Origin of the sequence: Streptomyces sparsogenes subsp. cuspidosporus (assembly GCF_039532705.1) — a bacterium.
Taxonomy (GTDB): domain Bacteria; phylum Actinomycetota; class Actinomycetes; order Streptomycetales; family Streptomycetaceae; genus Streptomyces; species Streptomyces sparsogenes.
Window position 1 is genome coordinate 187,603 of sequence record NZ_BAAASD010000003.1, and the last position, 20,071, is coordinate 207,673.

The following is a 20,071-nucleotide window of genomic DNA, read 5'->3' on the forward strand; positions in this document are numbered from 1 at the left end:
AGGGCAGACTTGCCGGTGCAGGGAAAAGTACGTGCGGGGGGCACCGTGGTCGGCGACAAGCGGCTTGGGGAGCAGGAGGGTTGCAGCGCGCCAGGGAGCGAGACCACCTGGCGCGACGAGGAGGCGGCTCTCGCCCTCTCCGAGGCCCGGATCGAACTGGAGTTGGAACGGAGCGGCCGCGCCGCATCCGCCACGGAGGCCACGGCGCCGCCACCCGCCACGGCGCCCGCCGCCGGGCCCCCATCGGCCACCGCAGCCCCCGCGCCCTCACCCGCCCCCTCGGCGCCACCGCCCCCCTCCGCCACGACGGCCCCACCGACCACCGCCACCGCTGCCCCCTCGGCCACCGCGACCCCACCGACCACCGCCACCGCTGCCCCATCGGCCACCGCGACCCCACCGACCACCGCCACCGCTGCCCCCTCGGCCACCGCGACCCCACCGACCACCGCCACCGCTGCCCCATCGGCCACCGCGACCCCACCGACCACCGCCACCGCTGCCCCATCGGCCACCGCGACCCCACCGACCACCGCCACCGCTGCCCCATCGGCCACCGCCGCCGCAGCCCCCTCGGCACCACCGGCCCCCTCCGCCTCCGCGGCCCCATCGGCCCCCTCCGCCCCCGCCTCCGCCGCCACCGCGGCCCCGTCGGCCACCACCGTCCCTGCCTCCGCACCCGCCCCCGCCTCCGCCGGGCCAGGGCGGCAGGCCCTCCACGACGATGCCGAACTCGCCCCGCCGGCCGCGCTCCACGACGGCCACCGCGCCGGCGCCTCCGTCGTGCGCCCCGCCCAGCTGCCCGCCGCCGTGGCCGACTTCACCGGCCGCGCCGAGGCTGTACGGACGCTGAGCGAGCTGCTGACCGCCCGGACCGGGGGGCCGGCCGTCCTGGCCATCGCCGGCACCGGAGGGATCGGCAAGACCGCCCTGGCCGTCCATATCGCCCACGCCGCACGCCGCCACTTCCCCGACGGCCAGCTCTACATCGACCTCCGTGGCGCGGGCTCCTCCCCCGCCGAGCCGGAAGCCGCGCTGGGTGCCTTCCTGCGCTCCCTGGGCACCCCCGACGCCGCGATCCCCGACGGCGCGGAGGAGCGCGCGGCGCTCTACCGCTCGGCCCTGGAGGGCCGCCGGGTCCTGGTCCTGCTGGACAACGCCCGCGACGCCGCCCAGATCCGCCCACTCCTCCCGGGCGACGGCGCGGGCGGCTGCGCCGCGCTGGTCACCAGCCGGACCAACATGGCCGACCTGGAGGGCGCCCACCTCGTCGACCTGGACGTGATGAGCCCGACGGAGGCGTTCGCGCTCTTCGCCCTGATCGTCGGCGAGGAGCGGGCGAGCGTCGAGCGCGAGGAGGTCATGGACGTCCTGGCGTCCTGCGGCTTCCTCCCACTCGCCATCCGCATAGCGGCCTGCCGACTGGCCTCCCGCCGCACCTGGACGGTCTCCGTCCTCGCCCGCAAGCTGGCCGACGAGCGGCGTCGGCTGGACGAGCTGCGAGCCGGGGACCTGGCGGTCAAGGCCAGCTTCGAGCTGGGCTACGGGCAGTTGGAGCCGCGGCAGGCCCGGGCCTTCCGGCTGCTGGGGCTGGCCGACGGGCCCGACATCTCGCTGCCCGCCGCGGCGGCCCTGCTGGACCTTGACGAGGAGGACACCGCCGGGCTTCTCGGGTCCCTCGTGGACATCTCGCTGCTGGAACCCACCGTGCCGGGGCGCTACCGCTTCCATGACCTGGTGCGGCTGTATGCGCGGGCGTGTGCGGGGCGAGACGCGGAGCAGGCGGCGGAGCGCGAAGCCGCGCTCTCCCGGCAACTGGACTTCTATCTGGCCACGGCCACCCGGGTCTACGCCATCGAACGGCCCGGCGAGCGGACGATCGACCACTTCGAGCCCACCTGCCACCCCGGCCTTCGCTTCACCTCCTCGGCGGCCGCGGTGGACTGGCTGTTCACCGAGGCCGACTGCCTGATCGCATGCGCACTGCAGTGCACCGGCGCGAGCACCCGCCGCCGCGCCGCGGACCTGCTCATGGCAGCGCTCGACCTCGCCGAGTCGGGCGCCAGATCGCCCCAGTACGAATCCGCCGCCCGGGCAGTGGCCGACGCGGCCCACTCCGCCGGGGACTTCCGGACAGAGGCCCGCACCCGATCGGCACTGGGGCATCTGTATTCCTTCACGGGCCGGTTCACCCAGGCGGAACTGGAGCTGCGGATCGCGCTCGACTTGGCCGCCAGTGATCCGATCGTCGCCTGCCGAAGCCTCAACCAGCTCGGTATCCTGGCCCTCGGCCAGGGGCGCCACGAGGATGCCGAGGCCTATCTGAGCCGGGCCCTCGACGCCTACCGCGCCGACGGCAACGAGGTGGGAGAGGCGAGCGCCCTGTCCAACCTGGCCCGCGTCCACGTGAACAGAGGTCGCACCCGGACCGGTATGGAGCTGGCCGAGCAGGGGATCGCCATCTATCGACGGCTCGGCGCCCCGCTGCGGCTCGCCAACGGAATGTACTCGCTCGGCATAGCGCTGACGCGCGCCCGCCGCTTGGAAGAAGCGCTCGTCCAACTCACCCAGGCCTTGGGCATCTTCAAAACGGCGCGTCAGCCGCTGTGGGAGGGAATGACTCATTTTCGGCTGGCTGAAACGCACCTTGCCGCACACCGCCCGGCCAAGGCACTCGTCCATGCAGAGCAGTCCCTCGCACTTGGCGGATTCGGTGGCGAGTCCCGGCGGCCGTCCTTTCTCACAGTCCGGGGGAAAGCGCTGTCGGCCCTCGGTCAACTGGATCAGGCCGTCGAGTGCTGGCGGGAAGCCGAGGCCATCTGCGAACGGCTGGGCTCACCGGAGCTCGACGAGATCCGTCGGCTGCTGTCACTCAAGACCTCTCCCCCCTCCCCCGTGGCCGAACTGCTTATCAGCCAACCGGAGCCGGCCGGGGACGTGGACCCCCTGTCCGAAAGGGAACCACCTCACTGACGTTTCGTCAGTGATGCGCTGTCGCGAACTGTGGCAGGCCTTGTGGAGAGGCCATGCCCCTACTGACGTAAGGGGCACCGGCAAGGCAAACTGACCCGTGCAACTGGGAGGCATAGGCAGGGGGAGACCATGGCCGGCGAGAAGAGGCGAGGGCAGGGGCAGCCCTTGCGCTTCACCGTGCTCGGACCGGTGCGGGCGTGGCGAGGTGATGAGCCGATCGCCCTCGGCTCACCGCAGCAGAAAGCCATGCTCGCCGCCCTGCTGCTGCGCGGCGGACGCACAGCGACCGCACCCGAGCTGGTCGACGCCCTGTGGGGCGACGACCCCCCGGACGCGGCCATCGCCGCGCTGCGCACCTACGCTTCACGACTGCGGAAGGCTTTCGGGCCGGACTCGGACGTGCTGGTCAGCGAGTCGGGGGGCTACGCGATCCGGGTCGGGACCGGGGCCCTGGACTCGGATGTGGCGGAGCAGTTGACCTCCGAGGCGGACCGGGCACGCCTTTCGGGGGACCGGGCCCGGGCCCATGAGATCATCAGCAAGGCGCTGGATCTCTGGGACGGAGAGCCGCTGGCCGGTCTGTCCGGGCCGTACGCGGAAACACAGCGCGCGCGATTGTCGGAATGGCACCGCGTCCTGGTCGAGACCAGGCTCGATCTGGATCTGGAACTCGGCCATCACATGGAGGCCGTCTCCGAACTCACCGCGCTCACCGCCCAGCACCCGTTCCGTGAGCGGCTGCGCGAGCTGCTGATGCTGGCGCTGTACCGAAGCGGAAGGCAGGCCGAGGCGCTGGCCGTGTACAACGACACCCGGCGGCTGCTGGCCGATGAGCTCGGCGCGGATCCCTGCGCCGAGCTGTCCGACCTGCACCAGCGCATCCTGCAGGCAGACGCCGAACTCGCCGCGCCGGCCGATGCGCGGACCGCCGGCCCCGCCTTCATCCGACCGGCGCAGCTTCCCGCGACCGTGTCCGACTTCACGGGCCGCGCCGCCTTCGTCAACGAGCTGAGCGATCAACTGGCGACCGCAGAGGGGCATGTCATGGCCGTGTCAGCGGTCGCCGGTATCGGTGGCGTCGGCAAGACGACGCTGGCGGTGCATGTGGCGCACGCGGCCCGGCACCACTTCCCGGACGGACAGCTCTACGTCGACTTGCAAGGAGCGGGGCCGGTCCCGGCCGAACCAGAAGCCGTGCTGGGCGCCTTCCTGCGCGCCCTGGGCACCCCCGACTCCGCCATTCCCGACGGCGTCGATGAACGAGCCGCGCTCTACCGCTCGACGCTGGACGGCCGCCGCGTGCTGGCGCTGCTCGACAACGCCCGCGACGCGGCGCAGGTCCGGCCGCTACTGCCGGGCATGGAGGGCTGTGCCGCGCTCATCACCAGCCGCACCCGCATGGTCGACCTGGAGAGCGCGCATCTGGTCGACCTGGACGTGATGAGCCCCGAGGAGGCGCTTGTCCTCTTCACCCGCATCGTCGGTCTGGAGCGGGTCGAGTCGGAGCGGGAGGCGGCCATGGACGTGGTCGCCGCCTGCGGTTTCCTGCCTCTGGCCATCCGCATCGCCGCCTCGCGGCTGGCTTCGCGGCGCACCTGGACGATTTCCTTCCTGCGGCGCAAGCTGGCGGACGAGCGCCGTCGGCTGGACGAGCTCCGGGCCGGAGACCTCGCCGTACGGGCCACCTTCGAGTTGGGCTACGGCCAGCTGGACGCCCGGCAGGCCAGGGCGTTCCGACTGCTCGGGCTCGCCGACGGGCCGGACATCTCCCTGGCGGCGGCGGCCGTCGTCCTGGACATGGATGCGTTCGACGCCGAGGAACTCGTCGAGTCCCTCGTCGACGCCTCATTGCTGGAGTCCGCTGCCCCCGGCCGCTACCGCTACCACGATCTCGTACGCCTCTACGCGCGTGACTGTGCGGAACGGGATCAGCCCGTGGCGGACCGTGAGGCGGCGATGTCGCGGCTGCTCGACTTCTACCTCGCCTCGGCGGCACGGGTATACGCCATTGAGCGGCCCGGCGACCGGCTGATCGACCACCTCGCCCCGACCGCGCAGCCCGGGGTGGCCTTCTCCGACAAGAACGCGGCGCTGGACTGGCTGTTCACCGAGGCCGAATGCCTGCTAGCGTGCACCCAGCAGTCCGCGTCCGGCCACACGCTGGACCGGGCGGCGGACCTGCTGACCGCCTCCATCGACCTCGCCGAGTCGGGGGCCAACGCCCCCCGCTACGAGGCGGTCGCCCGGGTCGTCACCGAAGTCGCGGGCAAGAGCGGTTACGTCCGGGCCGAAGGACGCGCGCGGTTCAGCTTGTCGAAGGTGTGCGAAGTGGTGGGCAGGCTGGAGGAGGCCGACGCGGAGGCGGAGCGCGCCCTGCGGCTCGGGTCCGCGGTCCAGGACTTCGTGACCATCGGCCGCAGCCATACCGAGCGTGGCATCATCGCGCACCTCAGCGGGGTCCGCTGGGCGGATGCCGAGCATCACTTCCTCCAGGCGATCAAGGCCTACCGAGCTGTCGACGACCGCCCCTGCGAGGCGAGCGCGCTGTGCAATCTTTCCCGTGCGTACGTCGAGATGGGACGTATTGACAGCGCGGTCGAACTGGCCCAGCAGGGCGTCCAGATCTACGGGAGCCTGGGGCGCACCGTGCGCCTCGCCAACGGCAAGTACGCCCTTGGGGTGGCCCTGACCGCTGCGGAGCGGATCCCCCAGGCGCTCGACGAACTCAACGAGTCCCTCGGTCTCTTCCGCGAACACCGCCAGCCCTTGTGGGAGGGCATGGCCCACCAGCGGCTCGCGGAGGCCCATCTGGCCGCCCACCAGGCGGCGAAGGCCGCCCAGCACGCCGAACAGGCGCTCGCCCTGCGTGGCATCGGCGGTGAGTGGCGACGAGCGATCGTGCTCACACTTCTCGGGAAGGCGCTCCTGAAGCTGGGACAGAACGACCGCGCGGAAGCCTGCTGGCGCGAAGCCCTGTCGATTCACCAGCGCTTGGGATCCCCGGAGGCAGACGATATCCAGGGCCTTCTGACGCCGACGGCGGCCGTATAACACCCGCCGACCGGATCGTTCATCATTCGTTTATCGCCGTCCGCGACTCTTATAGAGGTCGATCCGTCCCCGCGGGGGGCAGACGGGTCGGTTGTGAGGTCACACCGTAGGGTGGGCGGCCCCTGAGGCGCCCGTCCGGCGACCCACGGGGGAGTCGCCGGGCGGGCGTTCTAGCCCCCACCGACCTGTATGCGATGGAGTTGATCGTGACGAGCCCAGACAAGAAGCCGCAGTCGGACAGCTACCGGCCGCTGGAGGCGGACCCGGCGGCCGCTTCCGTCAGCACGCGGGGGGAAGGCCACACCCCGGCACCTCCCGCGCTGAGCACGATGGGCGAGGGCCATACACCCGCGCCTCCCGCGCTGAGCACGATGGGTGAAGGCCACACGCCCGCACCTCCCGCGCTGAGCACGATGGGTGAAGGCCACACGCCCGCACCGCCGGCACTGAGCACGATGGGTGAAGGCCACACGCCCGCACCGCCGGCGCTGGACACGCAGGGGACGGCTGATGGCGGGGCCGGGGCCGACCCCAGGACCGTCACCCCTTCCGAGGGCCACACCCCTTCAGCGCCCCGATAAATACAGCCAGAACGGCGTCCAGGCCTGAGCAATGCCCTGGGGCCGATGTCGATGACGCGGAGGGGACGTCATCGGCATCGGCCCCACTGGTGTACCGAGGAACAACTCCTCCGCAGGGCACAACGGCCCCTTTGCGCCAAGGTTCAGTAACTTCCGGCCAGTCGGCCGAACATGCGTACCCAGAACTGAAATATTTGCATTACATAATAGACATTCGCCCTCGCACCGGAGGAACCGGAATGACTCGCACCACAAAGTGCCTCGCTGTCCTGGCCATTGCGGCGGCCGCGACCATCGGCACCGCCATCCAGCCCATAGCATTCGCTGTTGCGAACGACACTCATGCCCCCTTGATCGGTTCACACGCTGCCGCATATGCCAATGGCGACAATGCGGGCCCCCTCGGCGAGGGCCACTCCCCCGTGCCAAGCCCGCAGTAAGACGCGCAAGACAGTCGCCGGCGGCCGAAGAGGGCCGGGCAAGGGCCCGGCCTCTTCGCGTTCCCGAGCGGGGCTCGACCTCCCATCGACCCCGGACTCCTGCCGCTGGCCCCAGGGGCGAGGTCAGCCGGCGGCATCCGGCTGCCTGCGTGACGCGCGGGTTGACCCTCGCACCGATGTCAGGGTCTACAAAGGCTCCAAAGGTCCGCCGCACCGGCCACCCGCCCGAGGAGCCTCACCATGCACCTGCACGTCGTCCTGCCCGCCGAGTCCCCCGAGATGGACATCCGCCGGCTCGCCGACCTCGCCCAGGAGGCCGAGCGCCTCGGATACGACGGCGTCTGGCTGCCCGACCACCTGCTGCCGCCCGGCCCGTACGGGCCGGAGAAGTACGGCGGGGTGTACGAACCCCTGACCGCGCTCGCGTATCTGGCGGCGGTCACCCGCAAGGTCACCCTCGGCACCTCCGTCCTCATCCTGCCCCTGCGTGACCCGCTGCTCGTCGCCCGGCAGGCGGCCACGCTGGCGCGGGCCAGTGGGGGGCGGTTCGTGTTGGGGGTGGGGGCCGGGTGGGAGGCGTATGAGTTCGACGCGGCGGGGGTGGACTTCGCGGCGCGGGGTGCCCGGACGAACAGCGCGCTGCGGGTGATCCGGCATCTGCACCAGAGCGGCGGCGGGCCGTACGAGGACGCGTTCCACTCCTTCGACGAGCGCGCCGTCTTCCAGCCCGTACCCGAGCGCCCCGTCCCGTTCCTCATCGGCGGCAACTCGAAGGCCGCGCTGCGCCGGGCGGCCGAGGTGGGCGACTGGTGGCAGGGGGTGGCGCTGGAGCCGCGGGAGTTCGCCGAGCGCCGGGCGCGGCTGCGGGAGCTGGGCGGGGAGCGGCGGATCAAGGCCGGGACGCGGATCGGCTGGGACGACGACGGGCGCGACGTCCGGGAGGTGCGCGAGGAGGTCGAGGCGTGGCGGGCCGTGGAGGCGGACCATCTCGCCGTGTGGTTCGGCTCCGTCGAGGGCGACGGCTTCCGGCGGCGCATGCGGGCGCTGGCCGAGGCCGTGGGGTTGAGGGGTTGAGAGGTTGAGCGTGAAGCGGAGACAGGGGTAGACAGGAAGGGAAAAAGTTGCGCGGCCCGCATTTTTGCGGGACGCGCATCTTTTCGTGACGCGCAAATTTCGCTACTCTGGTCGGCATGGGGCTGCGAGAGCGTAAGAAGGCCGAGACACGCGCGGCGCTGAGCTGGGCCGCGATCAGGCTGGCCGTCGAGCGCGGCTTCGACAACGTCAAGGTGGAGGACATCGCCGAGGCCGCGGGGGTCTCGCCGCGCACGTTCAACAACTACTTCTCCAGCAAGGCCGAGGCGATCGCCGCCCGCCACCTCGACCGGTGTCTGGGCGTCGCGGAGGCGCTGCGCGAGCGCCCGGCGGAGCCGCTGTGGGACGCGGTCCTCCGCGCCGTGCTGTCCCGTTTCGGACCCGACGCCGCGGTGGCCGCCCATCCGGTCACCGACGCGGCGCGGTGGACGGCGGGGGTACGTGTGGTGCTCGCCGAACCGGCCGTGCAGGGCGAGATGCTGCGGGCCGGCGCCATCGCCGAGGCCGAGATCGCCGCGGCCATCGCCGACCGCACCGGCACCGACCCGCGCCAGGACTTCTACCCGCACCTCGCCGCGTCCGCGTTGATGGCCGTGACGAACGCCGCCATGGCCCACCACCTCCGCAGCGACCCGCCGGTGCCGGTGAGCGGCCTGCTCACGGACGCCCTCGCCCAGCTCGTCGCCGGGCTGCCCGCGCCGACCTCCTAGACCTTCCAGACCCCCAACACACACAACCCAAGAGCCCGGCAAGCAGCCGGGCCGATACCCCCTGCCCCGAATCTGCCCACACCTGCCCGAAAAGGACCATGCCCATGATCGACGTCGTCATCGCAGGCGCCGGACCCAACGGCCTGATGCTCGCCTGCGAACTCGCCCTGGCCGGCATCCGCCCGCTCGTCCTGGAACGCCTCACCGAACCGTCCACCGAGCAGCGCGCCAACGGCCTGGTCGGCCAGGTCGTGCGGATGCTCGACCGGCGCGGCCTGTACGAGCGGCTGACCGGGCCCGGGGCCACGCCCGAGCCGGTGTCCGGCTACGTGTTCGGCGCATTCCCGCTCGACCTGAGCGACCTGCCGGACAACCCGCTCTACACCTTGATGGTGCCGCAGCGCCGGATCGAGCAGATGCTCGCCGAGCGCGCCGCCGAACTGGGCATCGAGATACGCCGCGACCACGAGGTCATCGGCCTGACGCAGGACGAGAAGTCGGTGACGGTCGAACTGCGCGGCCGGGAGCCGGTGGAGGCGGCGTTCCTGGTCGGCGCCGACGGCGGGCACAGCGCGGTCCGCAAGCTCACCGGGATCGGTTTCCCCGGCGTGACCGCCGACGACTCGGTGTCGCGCACGGGACAGGTGAGCGTGGACCCGGGCATGGTCGGTGCCGATGGCGGCCTGGTCGTGCCCGGCTTCGGCACCGTACCGCCGTTCCAGCACCTGCGCACCGAACGCGGTCTGATCGCCTGGGCACCGTTCCCGGACCGCGACCCGGTGATCACCACGATGGAGTGGGACCAGCCGGCCGAGGGCGAGGCCTCCCTCGACGAGCTGCGGGCCAGCGCCTCCCGGGTGCTCGGCGCGGACGTGCCGCTGGCCCCGCCGACCGGGCCGGGGCCGCATGTGATGAGGCGGCTCTTCGGCGGCAACACCCGGATCGCGGAGCACTACCGCGCGGGCCGCGTCCTGCTGCTCGGGGACGCCGCGCACGTGCACTCGGCGATCGGCGGGCCAGGGCTCAACCTGGGCCTTCAGGACGCGGTGAACCTCGGCTGGAAGCTGGCCGCGGAGCTGCGCGGCCACGCGCCGGAGGGGCTGCTGGACACATACGAGTCGGAACGGGCCCCGGCGGCGCGACGCGTGGCCATGCACACCCAGGCGCAGTCGCTGCTGGTCCAGCCGGGCGGCCAGGTCACGGCGCTGCGCGAGCTGTTCGGCGAGCTGCTCGCCCAGCCCGCGCCCCGGCAGCACATCGCGGATCTGATGTCCGGCGCGGACATCACGTACGACATGGGCCCGGCGACCGGGCCACTCGTCGGCCGGTGGGCGCCGGACCTGCCGGGGCTGCGCGCGGCGACCCGTACCGGCCGCCCCCTGCTCCTGGACCCCACCGGCAGCCTCGACGCGGGCCCCTGGGCGCCGTACGTCGACACCGTGACCGTGCCGGAACTCGACACCGCGCTGCTGCTCCGGCCCGACTGCTACGTCGCCTGGCAGGGCACCACGCCCGACAGGCTGGACGACGCGCTGGGCACCTGGATCAGGACGGCCTGAACAGGCCCGAAAGAAATTCCCCGGCCCCCTAAACCTAGGGCTGCTAGGTTGAACCTAGAAGCCCTAGGAAAGAGAGGCGGGCGAGCCATGCCCACACCCACGACCGGAACCCTCGAAGTGCCCGGCGCCACCCTCCACTACGAGACGCGCGGCAGCGGCCCCCTTCTGCTGCTGATCCCCGGTGGCGCGGCCGACGCCGGGCTCTACGCGGGCATGGCGGACGACCTCGCCGCCCACCGCACCGTCGCCTCCTACGACCCCCGCGGCTTCTCCCGCAGCCCCCTCGGCGGCGCGCTCACCGACCAGCGGGTGGACGTGTGGAGCGACGACGCGCACCGGCTGATCGAGCTGCTCTCGCCGGACGGACCCGCCTCCGTGCTCGGATGCAGCTCCGGCGCCGTCGTCGCCCTCGACCTGCTGGCCCGCCACCCCGAACGGCTGCGCCGCGTGGTCGCCCACGAGCCACCGCTGGTCGAGGTCCTGGACGACCCCGCGCCGCACCGCCGCCTCTTCGCCGAGGTGCGCGAGACGCTCCGCAGGGACGGGGTCGGCCCGGCGATGGCGCGGTTCAGCGAGGGGCTCGGGGGGCGTCCGGGGGAGCAGCCGACCGAACTGCCGCCCGAGATCCGGGAGATGGCCGCCCGTATGCACGCCAACCTGCCCGTCTTCCTGGAGCATGTGCTGTGCCCGTTCACCGCCACCGTCCCCGACGTCGCCGCCCTGCGCCACGCCGCCGCCGGCCGGCTGGTGCTCGCCGCGGGCCGGGACTCGCGCGAGCAGGAGGCGCTGTACGGGCCGGCCCGGCGGCTGGCGGAGCGGGTCGGCAGTGAGTTCGCGGAGTTCCCGGGCGGGCATCTGGGGGCCACAGAGCAGCCGAAGGAGTTCGCCGAGCAGCTCCTGACCCTGCTCGGGTGATCCCCCGCCGGCTCGTCACCGCTCCCGCAGCCGCGTCTTGAGCACCTTCCCGCTCGCGTTGCGCGGCAGCTCGGCCAGGAACTCGACCTGCCGCGGCACCTTGTAGTTGGCCATCTCCCGCCGCGACCAGGCGATCAGGTCGTCGGCGGTCAGCGTGGAGCCCGCGCGCCGCACCGCGTACGCCTTGGCCACCTCCCCCAGCCGCGGGTCCGGAACGCCGATGACCGCGACGTCCGCGATGTCGGGGTGGCGGGCGATCAGTTGCTCGATCTCCGCCGGGTACGCGTTGAAGCCGCCCACGATGAACATGTCCTTGACGCGGTCGGTGATCCGCAGATTGCCGTCCGCGTCCAGCACGCCCACGTCGCCCGTGCGCAGCCAGCCGTCCGGGGTGATGGCCCGGGCGGTGGCGACGGGGTCCTCGAAGTAGCCGCGGGTGATGTGGTAGCCGCGCACCCAGACCTCGCCCGGCTGCCCCGGGGGCAGCTCCGCGCCGGTGGGGCGGACGACCTTGACCTCGGTGTCGGGGATGGCGCGGCCGGAGGTGGCGGAGACGACGTCGGGCGGGTCGCCGCGGCGGCACATGGTGACGGTGCCGGAGGCCTCGGTGAGGCCGTAGGCGGTCAGGACGGTGTCGACGCGGAGTTCGGAGCGGAGCCGTTCGACCAGGGTGAGGGGGACGACGGCGGCGCCGGTGACGACCAGCCGCAGGGTGGACAGGTCGTGAGCGGCGCGGGCCGGGTGGTCGAGCAGGGCCTGGTGGAGGGTGGGCGGGCCGGGGAGGACGCTGACGCGTTCGGCCGCGATGTTGGCGAGGGCCGTGTCCACGTTGAAGACCGACTGCGGAACCATCGTCGCGCCGCGCGTCAGGCAGGCGATGACGCCCGCCTTGTAGCCGAAGGTGTGGAAGAAGGGGTTGACGATGAGGTAGCGGTCGCCCTCCGTCAGGCCCGTGATCTCGCTCCAGGTGGTGTAGACGCGCAGCGTCTGGGCGTGGGTGATCACCACGCCCTTGGGATGGCCGGTGGTGCCGGAGGTGAAGGTGATGTCCGAGGGGTCGGTGGGGCGTACGGCGGCGGCCCGGGCGCGCACCGCCTCGGCGGGCGTGGACTCGCCCGCGGCGAGGAAGTCCTTCCAGGTGCGGAAGTCGGCGGGGGCGTCGTCGGCGAGCACGATCACATCGCGGAGACAGGGCAGGCCGGGGAGGGGGCCACGGCCCGGCCCCTCCCCCGTCGCGCGGCGCAGCGAGGCCACGTACGAGGTGCCGAGGAAGGTGCCGGTGACGAACAGGTGCGTGGCGCGGGTACGGGTCAGCACGTACGCGGCTTCCGCGCCCTTGAAGCGGGTGTTGACGGGGACGAGCACCGCGCCCGCCGTGACCGCGCCGAGCGCGGCGACGATCCAGTCGGCGGTGTTGGGCGCCCAGATCGCGATCCGGTCGCCCGGCTCGACGCCCGAGGCGAGACAGGCCGCCGCGGCCCGCTCGACGCGTTCGCCGAGCTCCGCGTACGAGATCCGGGTGCGGCCCTCCACGACGGCCTCGGCCTCGCCGTACCGCCGCGCCGCCGTCCGCACCAGCGCCGGGATGGTCTCGCGCATCGGGTCGCCTCCCGCAATCCGGCACCGCGTAGCTGACTGTCCGTCAGATTAGCGGTAGCCTTCCCGGCTGTCAGTACCGATGCGCGAGACGCAGCGCCGCGCCGATGCGCCAATGCGCCAATGCGCCAATGCGCCAATGCCCGACGTACCGGTGACCGGCCGCGACCACGGAGGTGGCGATGGGGGCGACCCTGAAAGACGCGACAGCGATAGCCGGCATCGGCCAGACCCCTTTCGCCAAACGCCTCCCCGAGTCCGAGAAGACCCTGGCCTGCCGGGCGATCCTCGCCGCGCTCGACGACGCCGGCATCGCCCCCTCCGAGGTGGACGCCTTCGCCTCGTACACCATGGAGGAGACGGACGAGGTCGAGGTCGCCAAGGCCATCGGCGCCGGCGATGTGACCTTCTTCAGCAAGGTCGGCTACGGCGGGGGCGGCTCCTGCGCCACCGTCGCGCACCTGGCCGCCGCGATCGCCACCGGCCAGGCGAGCGTCGGGGTGGCCTGGCGCTCGCGCAAGCGCGGCAGCGGCCCGCGCCCGTGGACGAACACCCGCGTACAGCTGCCCACCCCCGCGCAGTGGACCCGGCCGTACGGGCTGCTGCGGCCGGCCGACGAGATCGGCATGCTGGCCCGCCGCTACATGCACGAGTACGGCGCCACCCGCGACCACTTCTTCAATGTGGCGCTGGCCTGCCGCAACCGGGCCAACCAGAACCCGGCCGCGATGATGTACGAGCGCCCGCTGACCCGCGAGATGTACATGACCGCCCGCTGGATCAGCGAGCCGCTGTGCCTCTTCGACAACTGCCTGGAGACCGACGGCGCGCTGGCCTGCGTCGTCGTCTCCGCACAGCGGGCCCGCGACTGCCGGCGCCGGCCGGTGTACGTCCACTCCACGGCACAGGGTCTGCCCGCCCAACACCACGGCATGGTCAACTACTGGAACGACGACCCGCTCACCGGGCCCGCCTGGACCGCCGCCCGCCGGCTGTGGAAGTCGGCCGACTTCGGGCCTCAGGACGTGGACGTGGCCCAGATCTACGACGCCTTCACCCCGCTGATCCCGCTGTCCCTGGAGGGCTACGGCTTCTGCGCCCGCGGCGAGGGGGCCGCCTTCACCGAGGGCGGCGCGCTGGAGATCGGCGGGCGGCTGCCGCTCAACACCGGCGGGGGCGGCCTCAGCGAGGCGTACGTCCACGGGTTCAACCTCATCACCGAGGGGGTCAGACAGCTGCGCGGGACCGGCACCGCGCAGGTGCCGGGCGCCGCGACCTGTCTGGTCACGGCGGGCGAGGGGGTGCCCACCTCGGCCCTGCTGCTGCGGAACTGAGGAGTTGAGGAGTTGAGGAGTTGATCCAGGAGATGACGGCACAGACGGACGAGGGGCATGACGAGGGGCAAGAGGAGCTGCTCGCGCCCGTGCCCGACGAGGACGGGGCGCCGTTCTTCATGTACGCGGCGCGCGGCGAACTGCGGGTCCAGGCCTGCGCCGACTGCCGCGAGCCGCGCTTCCCGCCCCGCCCCTGCTGCCCGCACTGCCAGTCCTTCGCGAGCGAGTGGATCCGGACCAGCGGCCGTGGCCGGATCTGGTCCTACGTCGTGCCACACCCACCGCTGCTGCCCGCGTACGCCGCGCGGGCGCCGTACAACGTGATCCTCGTCGAGCTCGCGGACGCCCCCCGGGTCCGGCTGGTGGGCAACCTGGTCGCCGCCGCCGACGCCGCCCTCGACTCGGTCGACCCGGGCCGGATCCGGATCAACGCCCCGGTGAAGGCGGTCTTCCAGGAGGGGGCGGGCGGGATCACCGTGCCGCGCTGGGTGCTGGAGCGGTCATGACGGTGCGGACGCGGGTCGAGGAGCGGTCATGACGGTGCGGACGCGGGTCGAGGACGGCGGCGTCGCGGTCGTCACGCTCGACCGGCCCGAGCGGCACAACGCCATCGACCTGGAGACGGCCGAGGAGCTGGCCGCCGTCTGGCGCGGCTTCCGGATGGACGAGTCCGTGCGGGCCGTGGTGCTCACCGGGGCGGGCGACCGCGCCTTCTGCACCGGCATCGACCGCGCGGTGCGGGTGGCCCAGCCGCCCTCGCCGTACTCGGTCGACGATCCGCTGCTGACCATCGGCCCCAAGGCGAACGACCTGTGGAAGCCGGTCGTCGCCGCGGTCGGCGGCATGGCCTGCGGCGGGGCGTTCTACCTGCTGGGCGAGGCCGAGTTCATCGTCGCCGCCGAGCACGCCACGTTCTTCGACCCGCACACCAGCTATGGCATGGTCAGCGCCTACGAGGCCGTCTACATGGCACAGCGCATGCCGATGGGCGAGGTCGCCCGGATGGCGCTGATGGGCACCGCCGAGCGGCTCACGGCCCGGCGCGCGTATGAGATCGGCCTGGTCAGCGAGGTGACGGAGGCCGGAGCCGACCCGGTCGCCGCCGCCCTGCGCGCCGCCGCCGTCATCGCGTCGTATCCGACGGCGGCCGTGCAGGGGACGGTACGGGCGGTGTGGGCGGCCAAGGAGGCGGCCCTGGCCCAGGCCCTGGCGCACGCCCCGCACCTCATCGCGCTGGGGAACCTGCCGCCGGAGCGCCAGGCCGGGCTGTTCGCCGCCCGTACGCCCGGGTTCCGCACGCGGTGAGAGTGGTGGGAACAGCGTGTCAGTTCGCGAACTTGTAGGCCGACTGCACCTTGCAGGTGAAGGTGGTCGCCTTGTAGAGGGTGCGGTACGAGGTGGCCTTCACCGTCTGGCTGCTGCCGGGCGCCACGGTGACGGACTGGTAGTCCGAGCCGAGCAGGCCCTGATCGGCGTTGTCGTTCCAGACGATGCTGATCGAGAAGCGCATGGACTGCGTCTCGTTGTTGTTGACGGTCAGCGTGTACTCGAGAGAGCTGGTCGACTCGTTGTAGTCGCAGCCGCTGGCGGAGATGTCGTTCCTGGCGTCCGTGTCGTAGCTGGGCGCCGTGGAGTAGCTGTACGACGGCGACGGCGTGTACGACGGGGTGTAACCGGGGGTGTACGACGGGACCCCCGACGGGAGGTCCGTCGGCAGATCGGTCGGGAGCCCGCTGGGGGTGGACAGCGGCGCGTCGCCCGCGCCGCCGGAGACGAAGCCGCCGGACCCGCTGCTGTGCCTGCCCTTCTTGCCGCAACCGGTCAGGGCCAACAACCCGATCGCGGCGACGGCGACAAGGCGCATGGAGCGGCGATGCATGAATTACCCCCGATGAAAAGACAGATATGAGTCGACCCGAGCCATTGACGAGTGCACGCCACCCTACGCAGGGGAGTTCCCTACCCCGAAGTCACCTCAAGAGGGTTTGCGGCACGGCCGTTTCAGCGGCACGGCCCTTTCAGTCGACGGAGACGACCTCACACGTCACTACGGTTCCCACAACCCCGGGATCGTCCAGAAGAACCTTCACGCTCTTCGTCTTCTTCGCGGGGACGCGGGCGTACGCGCTGCCCGAGGTCACCTTCGCCCCCTGCTTGTCGCGGAATGCCATCTCGACGACGAACGTCCGGGACGTGCCCGTGTCGTTGCGCACCTTCACCGTCGCGGCCGGATCGCCGCTCTTGTCCTTGCCGGCGCACCTGACGACGGTCGCGGTCGACACGGGCCGGTCCGACTTGGCGGAGCCGGACGAGGAACCGCTGCTCGACGAGGAGTCGTTGCTGTCGTAGCGGTCGTTGTAGCGGTAGCCGCCCGAGTCCGCGCCGGAGGAGCCGGTCGAGGAGTTGTAGTCGTCGGAGTCGGAGTAGCCGCCGGAACCGGAGCCCGAGCTGGAGTGGTGGGAGCCGGAGCTGGAGTTGGAGCAGCCGCCTCCGCCGCCCGAACCGTGCCGGCCGCCACGGCTCTTGAAGCCGGTGAGCGCCACCAGCACCACCGCGACCACGGCCGTCAGCCGCAGACCACGCCGCATCATGTGTCCAGCCCCCGATTCGGTGTCGATCTCCCGGGCCCCACCGGGTCCGGGACAGCGCCTGCCACGGTAGCAGGCGCTGTCAGGTACACGGCATTCCGTATCGCCGGGGGCCGGCTCTCTCGCCGGGAGCGCCGCGAGCTAGCTCGGACGGGCCGACGCCCGCGACTGCCCCGTGCCCTTGACCGCGTCCAGCGCGTAGACGCAGCGGTCCTTGCTGCACGCGTACACCACGCCGCCCGCGGCCACCGGCGAGCCGGTGATCTCGCCACCCGTCGCGAGCTTCCAGCGCAGCTGGCCGCCCGCGGCGTCGACCGTGTAGAGGCAGTGGTCGGCCGAGCCGAAGTGGACCCGCCCGTCCGCGACCACCGGGGAGCCGATGACCTCGCCGCCCGCCGCGAAGCGCCACTTCGGCGTGCCGGTGACCGCGTCCAGCGTGTACAGCGCGCTGCCGCTGCCCAGGTGCACCGATCCGTCCACCACCAGCACCGGCTCGATCGACTGGCGCGCCTCGGTGGCGATCCGCCAGCGGTCGCGGCCGTTCGCCGCGTCGAGGGCGTAGACCGTGCCGAGGTAGTCCGCGATGTAGACGCCGCCGCCCGTCACCGCGGGCCCCGGCGCGTACGCGGGGGCGCACAGGAAGACGGCGGGCGCCTCGAAGCGCCACCGCACCTCTCCGCGCGCGATGTCGATCGCCAGCACGCGCGTGCCCGCCGCGACGTACACCACCCCGTCGGGGGCCGAGAGCAGCCGGACCGGCACCCCGCCGCAGGACGCCGCGTCGCCGATCGGGTACGACCAGCGCTCCACGCCCGTACGCGCCTCCAGGGCGCGCAGCCGCGCGTCCGCCCACACGAAGACCGTGCCGTCGTGGATGGCGGGCCCGGACTCCGGGGTCTCGAAGTCGGTCTGGGCGCCGTGCATCTCCCACAGCAGCTCGCCGTTCGCGGCCTCCCAGGCCTGGACGCCGCCGCCGCGCGTGCCGGTCACCACCGTGCCGCGGTCCACCTTGAGCGAGTAGACCCAGCCGTCCGTGGACAGCCGCCACCGCTCGGCGCCGTCCTCCGCGTCCAGCGCGTACAGCGTGGGCCCGTCCGAGGCGTGGATCCGGCCGTTCGAGACGGCCATGGCCCAGGCCACGTCGCGCGTCTTGAACTGCCGGCGGCCCGTGGCCACGTCCAGCGCGTGCACCTCGAAGGAGGTGACGTACAGCAGGTCGCCCGCCACGGCCGGGGTGCCCCACACGTCGTTGGACATGCGGAAGCGCCATGGGCGCCAACGGCCGGGCGCCGCTCCCCCGCCCGGGGGCTCGGAGGCGTCCGGCGAGGGGGCCGAGGTGGGCGGGGAGGACGGCGGCGGAACGGCGGCCGTCGCGATGCCGCCCTCGCCGCCGGTGGCCCCGCCGGGGTGGCCGCCCGGCGGCCGCACCCAGCCGGTGGCCGGGCCCGTCTCGTGCTGCTGTGGCGCGCCCCGCCCGTCCGTGGCCCGGGGGCCCGGGCCGATGGGCACCTTGGAACCGGGCAGGCGGACCGACACGTCGGCCCCGGCGGGCGCGGCGCCCGCGGGCGCCGCGCCCGCGGAGCCGACGGCCGCGGGACCAGGACCGATGGATCCGACGGGGCCGGCGGGACCGGGCCCGGTGCGCCCCTGCGCGGAAGGCGGCCCAGGCGGCGCGGCCGCCGGCGCCCCCGCCGCGGGTGCGGCGTGCCGCCCGGGGCCGATGGCGCTCAGCGGGCCGGGCGGGCCGGGCGGGTTCGACGGATGAGGCGCGCTCGACGGGTGGGGCGCGCTCGATGGATGGGGGGCATTCGACGGATGAGGGGCGCTCGACGGGTGGGGCGGGTTCGCGTTGTTGGTGCGCAGGCCGCCGCGCGGGTCGCCCGCGCCCACGGGCTCCCACCCGGAGGCGCCGGGAGGCGCACTGTGCCGGCCGCGCCCCGCGCCCGGCCCGCGCGCGGGCTCGTACCCCGGCGCGGGCGTCGGCGGGCGCTCCGGGGGCAGCGGCACGGCCGACCGACCCCCGCCGTCGCCGCTCACACCGTCGCCACCGGGGCGGCCGTCCGAGCCCCGCGCGGCGCGCGCGATCTGGTTCCGCCCGTTGCGCTTGCGCTCGATCAGCGCCACCGCGCCGCCCGGCAGCCAGGCCGAGGCCGTACCGCTGTCTTCGGCGTTGGAGGCGAACAGGTGCGGGGCCAGCTGCGACTGCAGATCGGCCGGGGAGGGCCTGCGCTCGGGCTCCATCTGCATGCAGGACTCGATGAGCGGCCGCAGCTCGTCCGGCAGGCCGGTCAGATCCGGGCCCTCCCGCAGCAGCATGAACACGGTCTCGACCGGGTTGGCGCCGTGGAACGGGGCGTGCCCGGTCGCCGCGAAGGTCAGCGTCGAGCCGAGCGAGAAGATGTCGCTCGCCCCCGTCACGCTGCGCGAGTCGCGCGCCTGCTCGGGCGACATATAGGCCGGGGTGCCGACCGCCACGTTGGTCATCGTGAGCCGGGTGTTGGAGACCCCCGAGGCGATACCGAAGTCGATCACTCGCGGGCCGTCCTCGACGACCAGCACGTTCGACGGCTTCAGGTCCCGGTGGACCAGGCCCGCGCCGTGGATGGACTGCAGCGCCTCGGCGACCCCGGCCGCCAGCCAGCGCACCGCCTGGGCCGGCAGCGGCCCGCACTCATTGACTATCTCCTCGAGGGAGGGAGCGGGTACGTACGCGGTGGCCAGCCACGGCACCGCGGCGCGCGGATCGGCGTCCACGACGGCGGCCGTGTAGAAGCCGCTGACCGCTCGCGCCGCCTCCACCTCGCGCGTGAAGCGGACACGGAACAGCTGGTCCTCGGCGAGCTCGGTGCGCACCGTCTTGATCGCGACCCGCCGGCCGGACGCCGAGCGCGCCAGATAGACCAGCCCCATGCCGCCCGCGCCGAGCCGGCCGAGCACCTCGAACGGGCCGATACGCCTCGGATCGTGCTGCGTCAGCTGCTCCACCACTTGCCTGCCACCTCCCCGTGGGGCTTGAAAAATACAACCCCGCTGCAGCGTCTCACCGACAAACCAACCGGCGGCACGCATCCTGCATTCTCTCTGGCGAAGGCGGCGGTTGCGAACCCGGGGGCGATTTCGTCGTGTCACGGCGCGCCGCCCGGCCGGCCTCCACCTCGCGGAACTCCACGCCCCTGGCCCCGCTACGCTCCGCTTTCCGTGCGCGGGGGCCCGCCGCCGAGGGGCCGAGGGC

General features: G+C 72.9%; 13 protein-coding genes. 9 read left to right on the forward strand and 4 right to left on the reverse strand.

From position 1 onward, the window contains the following. Positions 1-45: 45 nt before the first annotated feature. The 6 genes from ABFY07_RS05185 (at position 46) to ABFY07_RS05210 (ending at position 11,321) form a co-directional block, all read left to right on the forward strand. The gene (locus ABFY07_RS05185; RefSeq protein WP_346173295.1) at positions 46-2,973 is read left to right on the forward strand and encodes a tetratricopeptide repeat protein; all 2,928 of its coding nucleotides are present in this window, start codon (positions 46-48) and stop codon (positions 2,971-2,973) included. 129 nt (positions 2,974-3,102) lie between these two features. Beyond that, complete coding sequence (afsR, locus tag ABFY07_RS05190; protein WP_346173296.1) at positions 3,103-6,024, forward strand: SARP-family global regulator AfsR; 2,922 nt, start codon at positions 3,103-3,105, stop codon at positions 6,022-6,024. A gap of 1,261 nt (positions 6,025-7,285) precedes the next feature. Further along, the gene (locus ABFY07_RS05195) at positions 7,286-8,119 is read left to right on the forward strand and encodes a TIGR03619 family F420-dependent LLM class oxidoreductase (protein WP_346173297.1); all 834 of its coding nucleotides are present in this window, start codon (positions 7,286-7,288) and stop codon (positions 8,117-8,119) included. Positions 8,120-8,235: 116 nt separating this feature from the next. Beyond that, complete coding sequence (locus ABFY07_RS05200; RefSeq protein WP_346173298.1) at positions 8,236-8,847, forward strand: acyl-CoA-like ligand-binding transcription factor; 612 nt, start codon at positions 8,236-8,238, stop codon at positions 8,845-8,847. A 104-nt stretch (positions 8,848-8,951) separates the two neighbouring features. Next, positions 8,952-10,406, forward strand: coding sequence for an FAD-dependent monooxygenase (locus ABFY07_RS05205; protein WP_346173299.1), 1,455 nt, complete (start codon positions 8,952-8,954; stop codon positions 10,404-10,406). 87 nt (positions 10,407-10,493) lie between these two features. Then, positions 10,494-11,321, forward strand: a complete 828-nt coding sequence (locus tag ABFY07_RS05210; RefSeq protein WP_346173300.1) for an alpha/beta fold hydrolase — start codon at positions 10,494-10,496, stop codon at positions 11,319-11,321. A 15-nt stretch (positions 11,322-11,336) separates the two neighbouring features. On the opposite strand, the gene ABFY07_RS05215 is transcribed toward ABFY07_RS05210, so the two are convergent. Beyond that, on the reverse strand, positions 11,337-12,920 hold the full coding sequence (locus tag ABFY07_RS05215; RefSeq protein ID WP_346173301.1) for a FadD3 family acyl-CoA ligase: 1,584 nt from the start codon (positions 12,918-12,920) through the stop codon (positions 11,337-11,339). Between the two features lie 179 nt (positions 12,921-13,099). Here ABFY07_RS05215 and ABFY07_RS05220 point away from each other — a divergent pair, with 179 nt between their 5' ends. From ABFY07_RS05220 to ABFY07_RS05230, 3 genes are read left to right on the forward strand one after another with little or no spacing between them, the layout of a single operon-like run. After that, on the forward strand, positions 13,100-14,251 hold the full coding sequence (locus ABFY07_RS05220) for a lipid-transfer protein (RefSeq protein ID WP_346173302.1): 1,152 nt from the start codon (positions 13,100-13,102) through the stop codon (positions 14,249-14,251). Positions 14,252-14,283: 32 nt separating this feature from the next. Further along, positions 14,284-14,757 (forward strand): Zn-ribbon domain-containing OB-fold protein, encoded by a 474-nt coding sequence (locus tag ABFY07_RS05225; protein WP_346173303.1) that lies wholly within the window; start codon positions 14,284-14,286, stop codon positions 14,755-14,757. Between the two features lie 28 nt (positions 14,758-14,785). Next, a complete protein-coding gene (locus ABFY07_RS05230) occupies positions 14,786-15,556 on the forward strand; it encodes an enoyl-CoA hydratase/isomerase family protein (protein ID WP_346173304.1) in 771 nt (256 codons plus the stop codon). A gap of 19 nt (positions 15,557-15,575) precedes the next feature. On the opposite strand, the gene ABFY07_RS05235 is transcribed toward ABFY07_RS05230, so the two are convergent. From ABFY07_RS05235 to ABFY07_RS05245, 3 genes are all read right to left on the reverse strand, one after another. Further along, complete coding sequence (locus tag ABFY07_RS05235; protein ID WP_346173305.1) at positions 15,576-16,115, reverse strand: hypothetical protein; 540 nt, start codon at positions 16,113-16,115, stop codon at positions 15,576-15,578. 154 nt (positions 16,116-16,269) lie between these two features. Then, positions 16,270-16,842 (reverse strand): hypothetical protein, encoded by a 573-nt coding sequence (locus tag ABFY07_RS05240; protein ID WP_346173306.1) that lies wholly within the window; start codon positions 16,840-16,842, stop codon positions 16,270-16,272. 138 nt (positions 16,843-16,980) lie between these two features. Beyond that, complete coding sequence (locus ABFY07_RS05245) at positions 16,981-19,827, reverse strand: serine/threonine-protein kinase (protein WP_346173307.1); 2,847 nt, start codon at positions 19,825-19,827, stop codon at positions 16,981-16,983. Positions 19,828-20,071 lie beyond the last annotated feature (244 nt).

What these genes read in the sequence shown, in the direction of transcription:
- afsR (WP_346173296.1), top strand. Translation starts at nt 3,103, where the DNA reads ATGGCCGGCGAGAAGAGGCGAGGGCAGGGGCAGCCCTTGCGCTTCACC.
- ABFY07_RS05195 (WP_346173297.1), top strand. Translation starts at nt 7,286, where the DNA reads ATGCACCTGCACGTCGTCCTGCCCGCCGAGTCCCCCGAGATGGACATC.
- ABFY07_RS05200 (WP_346173298.1), top strand. Translation starts at nt 8,236, where the DNA reads ATGGGGCTGCGAGAGCGTAAGAAGGCCGAGACACGCGCGGCGCTGAGC.
- ABFY07_RS05205 (WP_346173299.1), top strand. Translation starts at nt 8,952, where the DNA reads ATGATCGACGTCGTCATCGCAGGCGCCGGACCCAACGGCCTGATGCTC.
- ABFY07_RS05210 (WP_346173300.1), top strand. Translation starts at nt 10,494, where the DNA reads ATGCCCACACCCACGACCGGAACCCTCGAAGTGCCCGGCGCCACCCTC.
- ABFY07_RS05215 (WP_346173301.1), bottom strand. Translation starts at nt 12,920, where the DNA reads ATGCGCGAGACCATCCCGGCGCTGGTGCGGACGGCGGCGCGGCGGTAC.
- ABFY07_RS05220 (WP_346173302.1), top strand. Translation starts at nt 13,100, where the DNA reads ATGGGGGCGACCCTGAAAGACGCGACAGCGATAGCCGGCATCGGCCAG.
- ABFY07_RS05225 (WP_346173303.1), top strand. Translation starts at nt 14,284, where the DNA reads ATGACGGCACAGACGGACGAGGGGCATGACGAGGGGCAAGAGGAGCTG.
- ABFY07_RS05230 (WP_346173304.1), top strand. Translation starts at nt 14,786, where the DNA reads ATGACGGTGCGGACGCGGGTCGAGGACGGCGGCGTCGCGGTCGTCACG.
- ABFY07_RS05235 (WP_346173305.1), bottom strand. Translation starts at nt 16,115, where the DNA reads ATGCGCCTTGTCGCCGTCGCCGCGATCGGGTTGTTGGCCCTGACCGGT.
- ABFY07_RS05240 (WP_346173306.1), bottom strand. Translation starts at nt 16,842, where the DNA reads ATGATGCGGCGTGGTCTGCGGCTGACGGCCGTGGTCGCGGTGGTGCTG.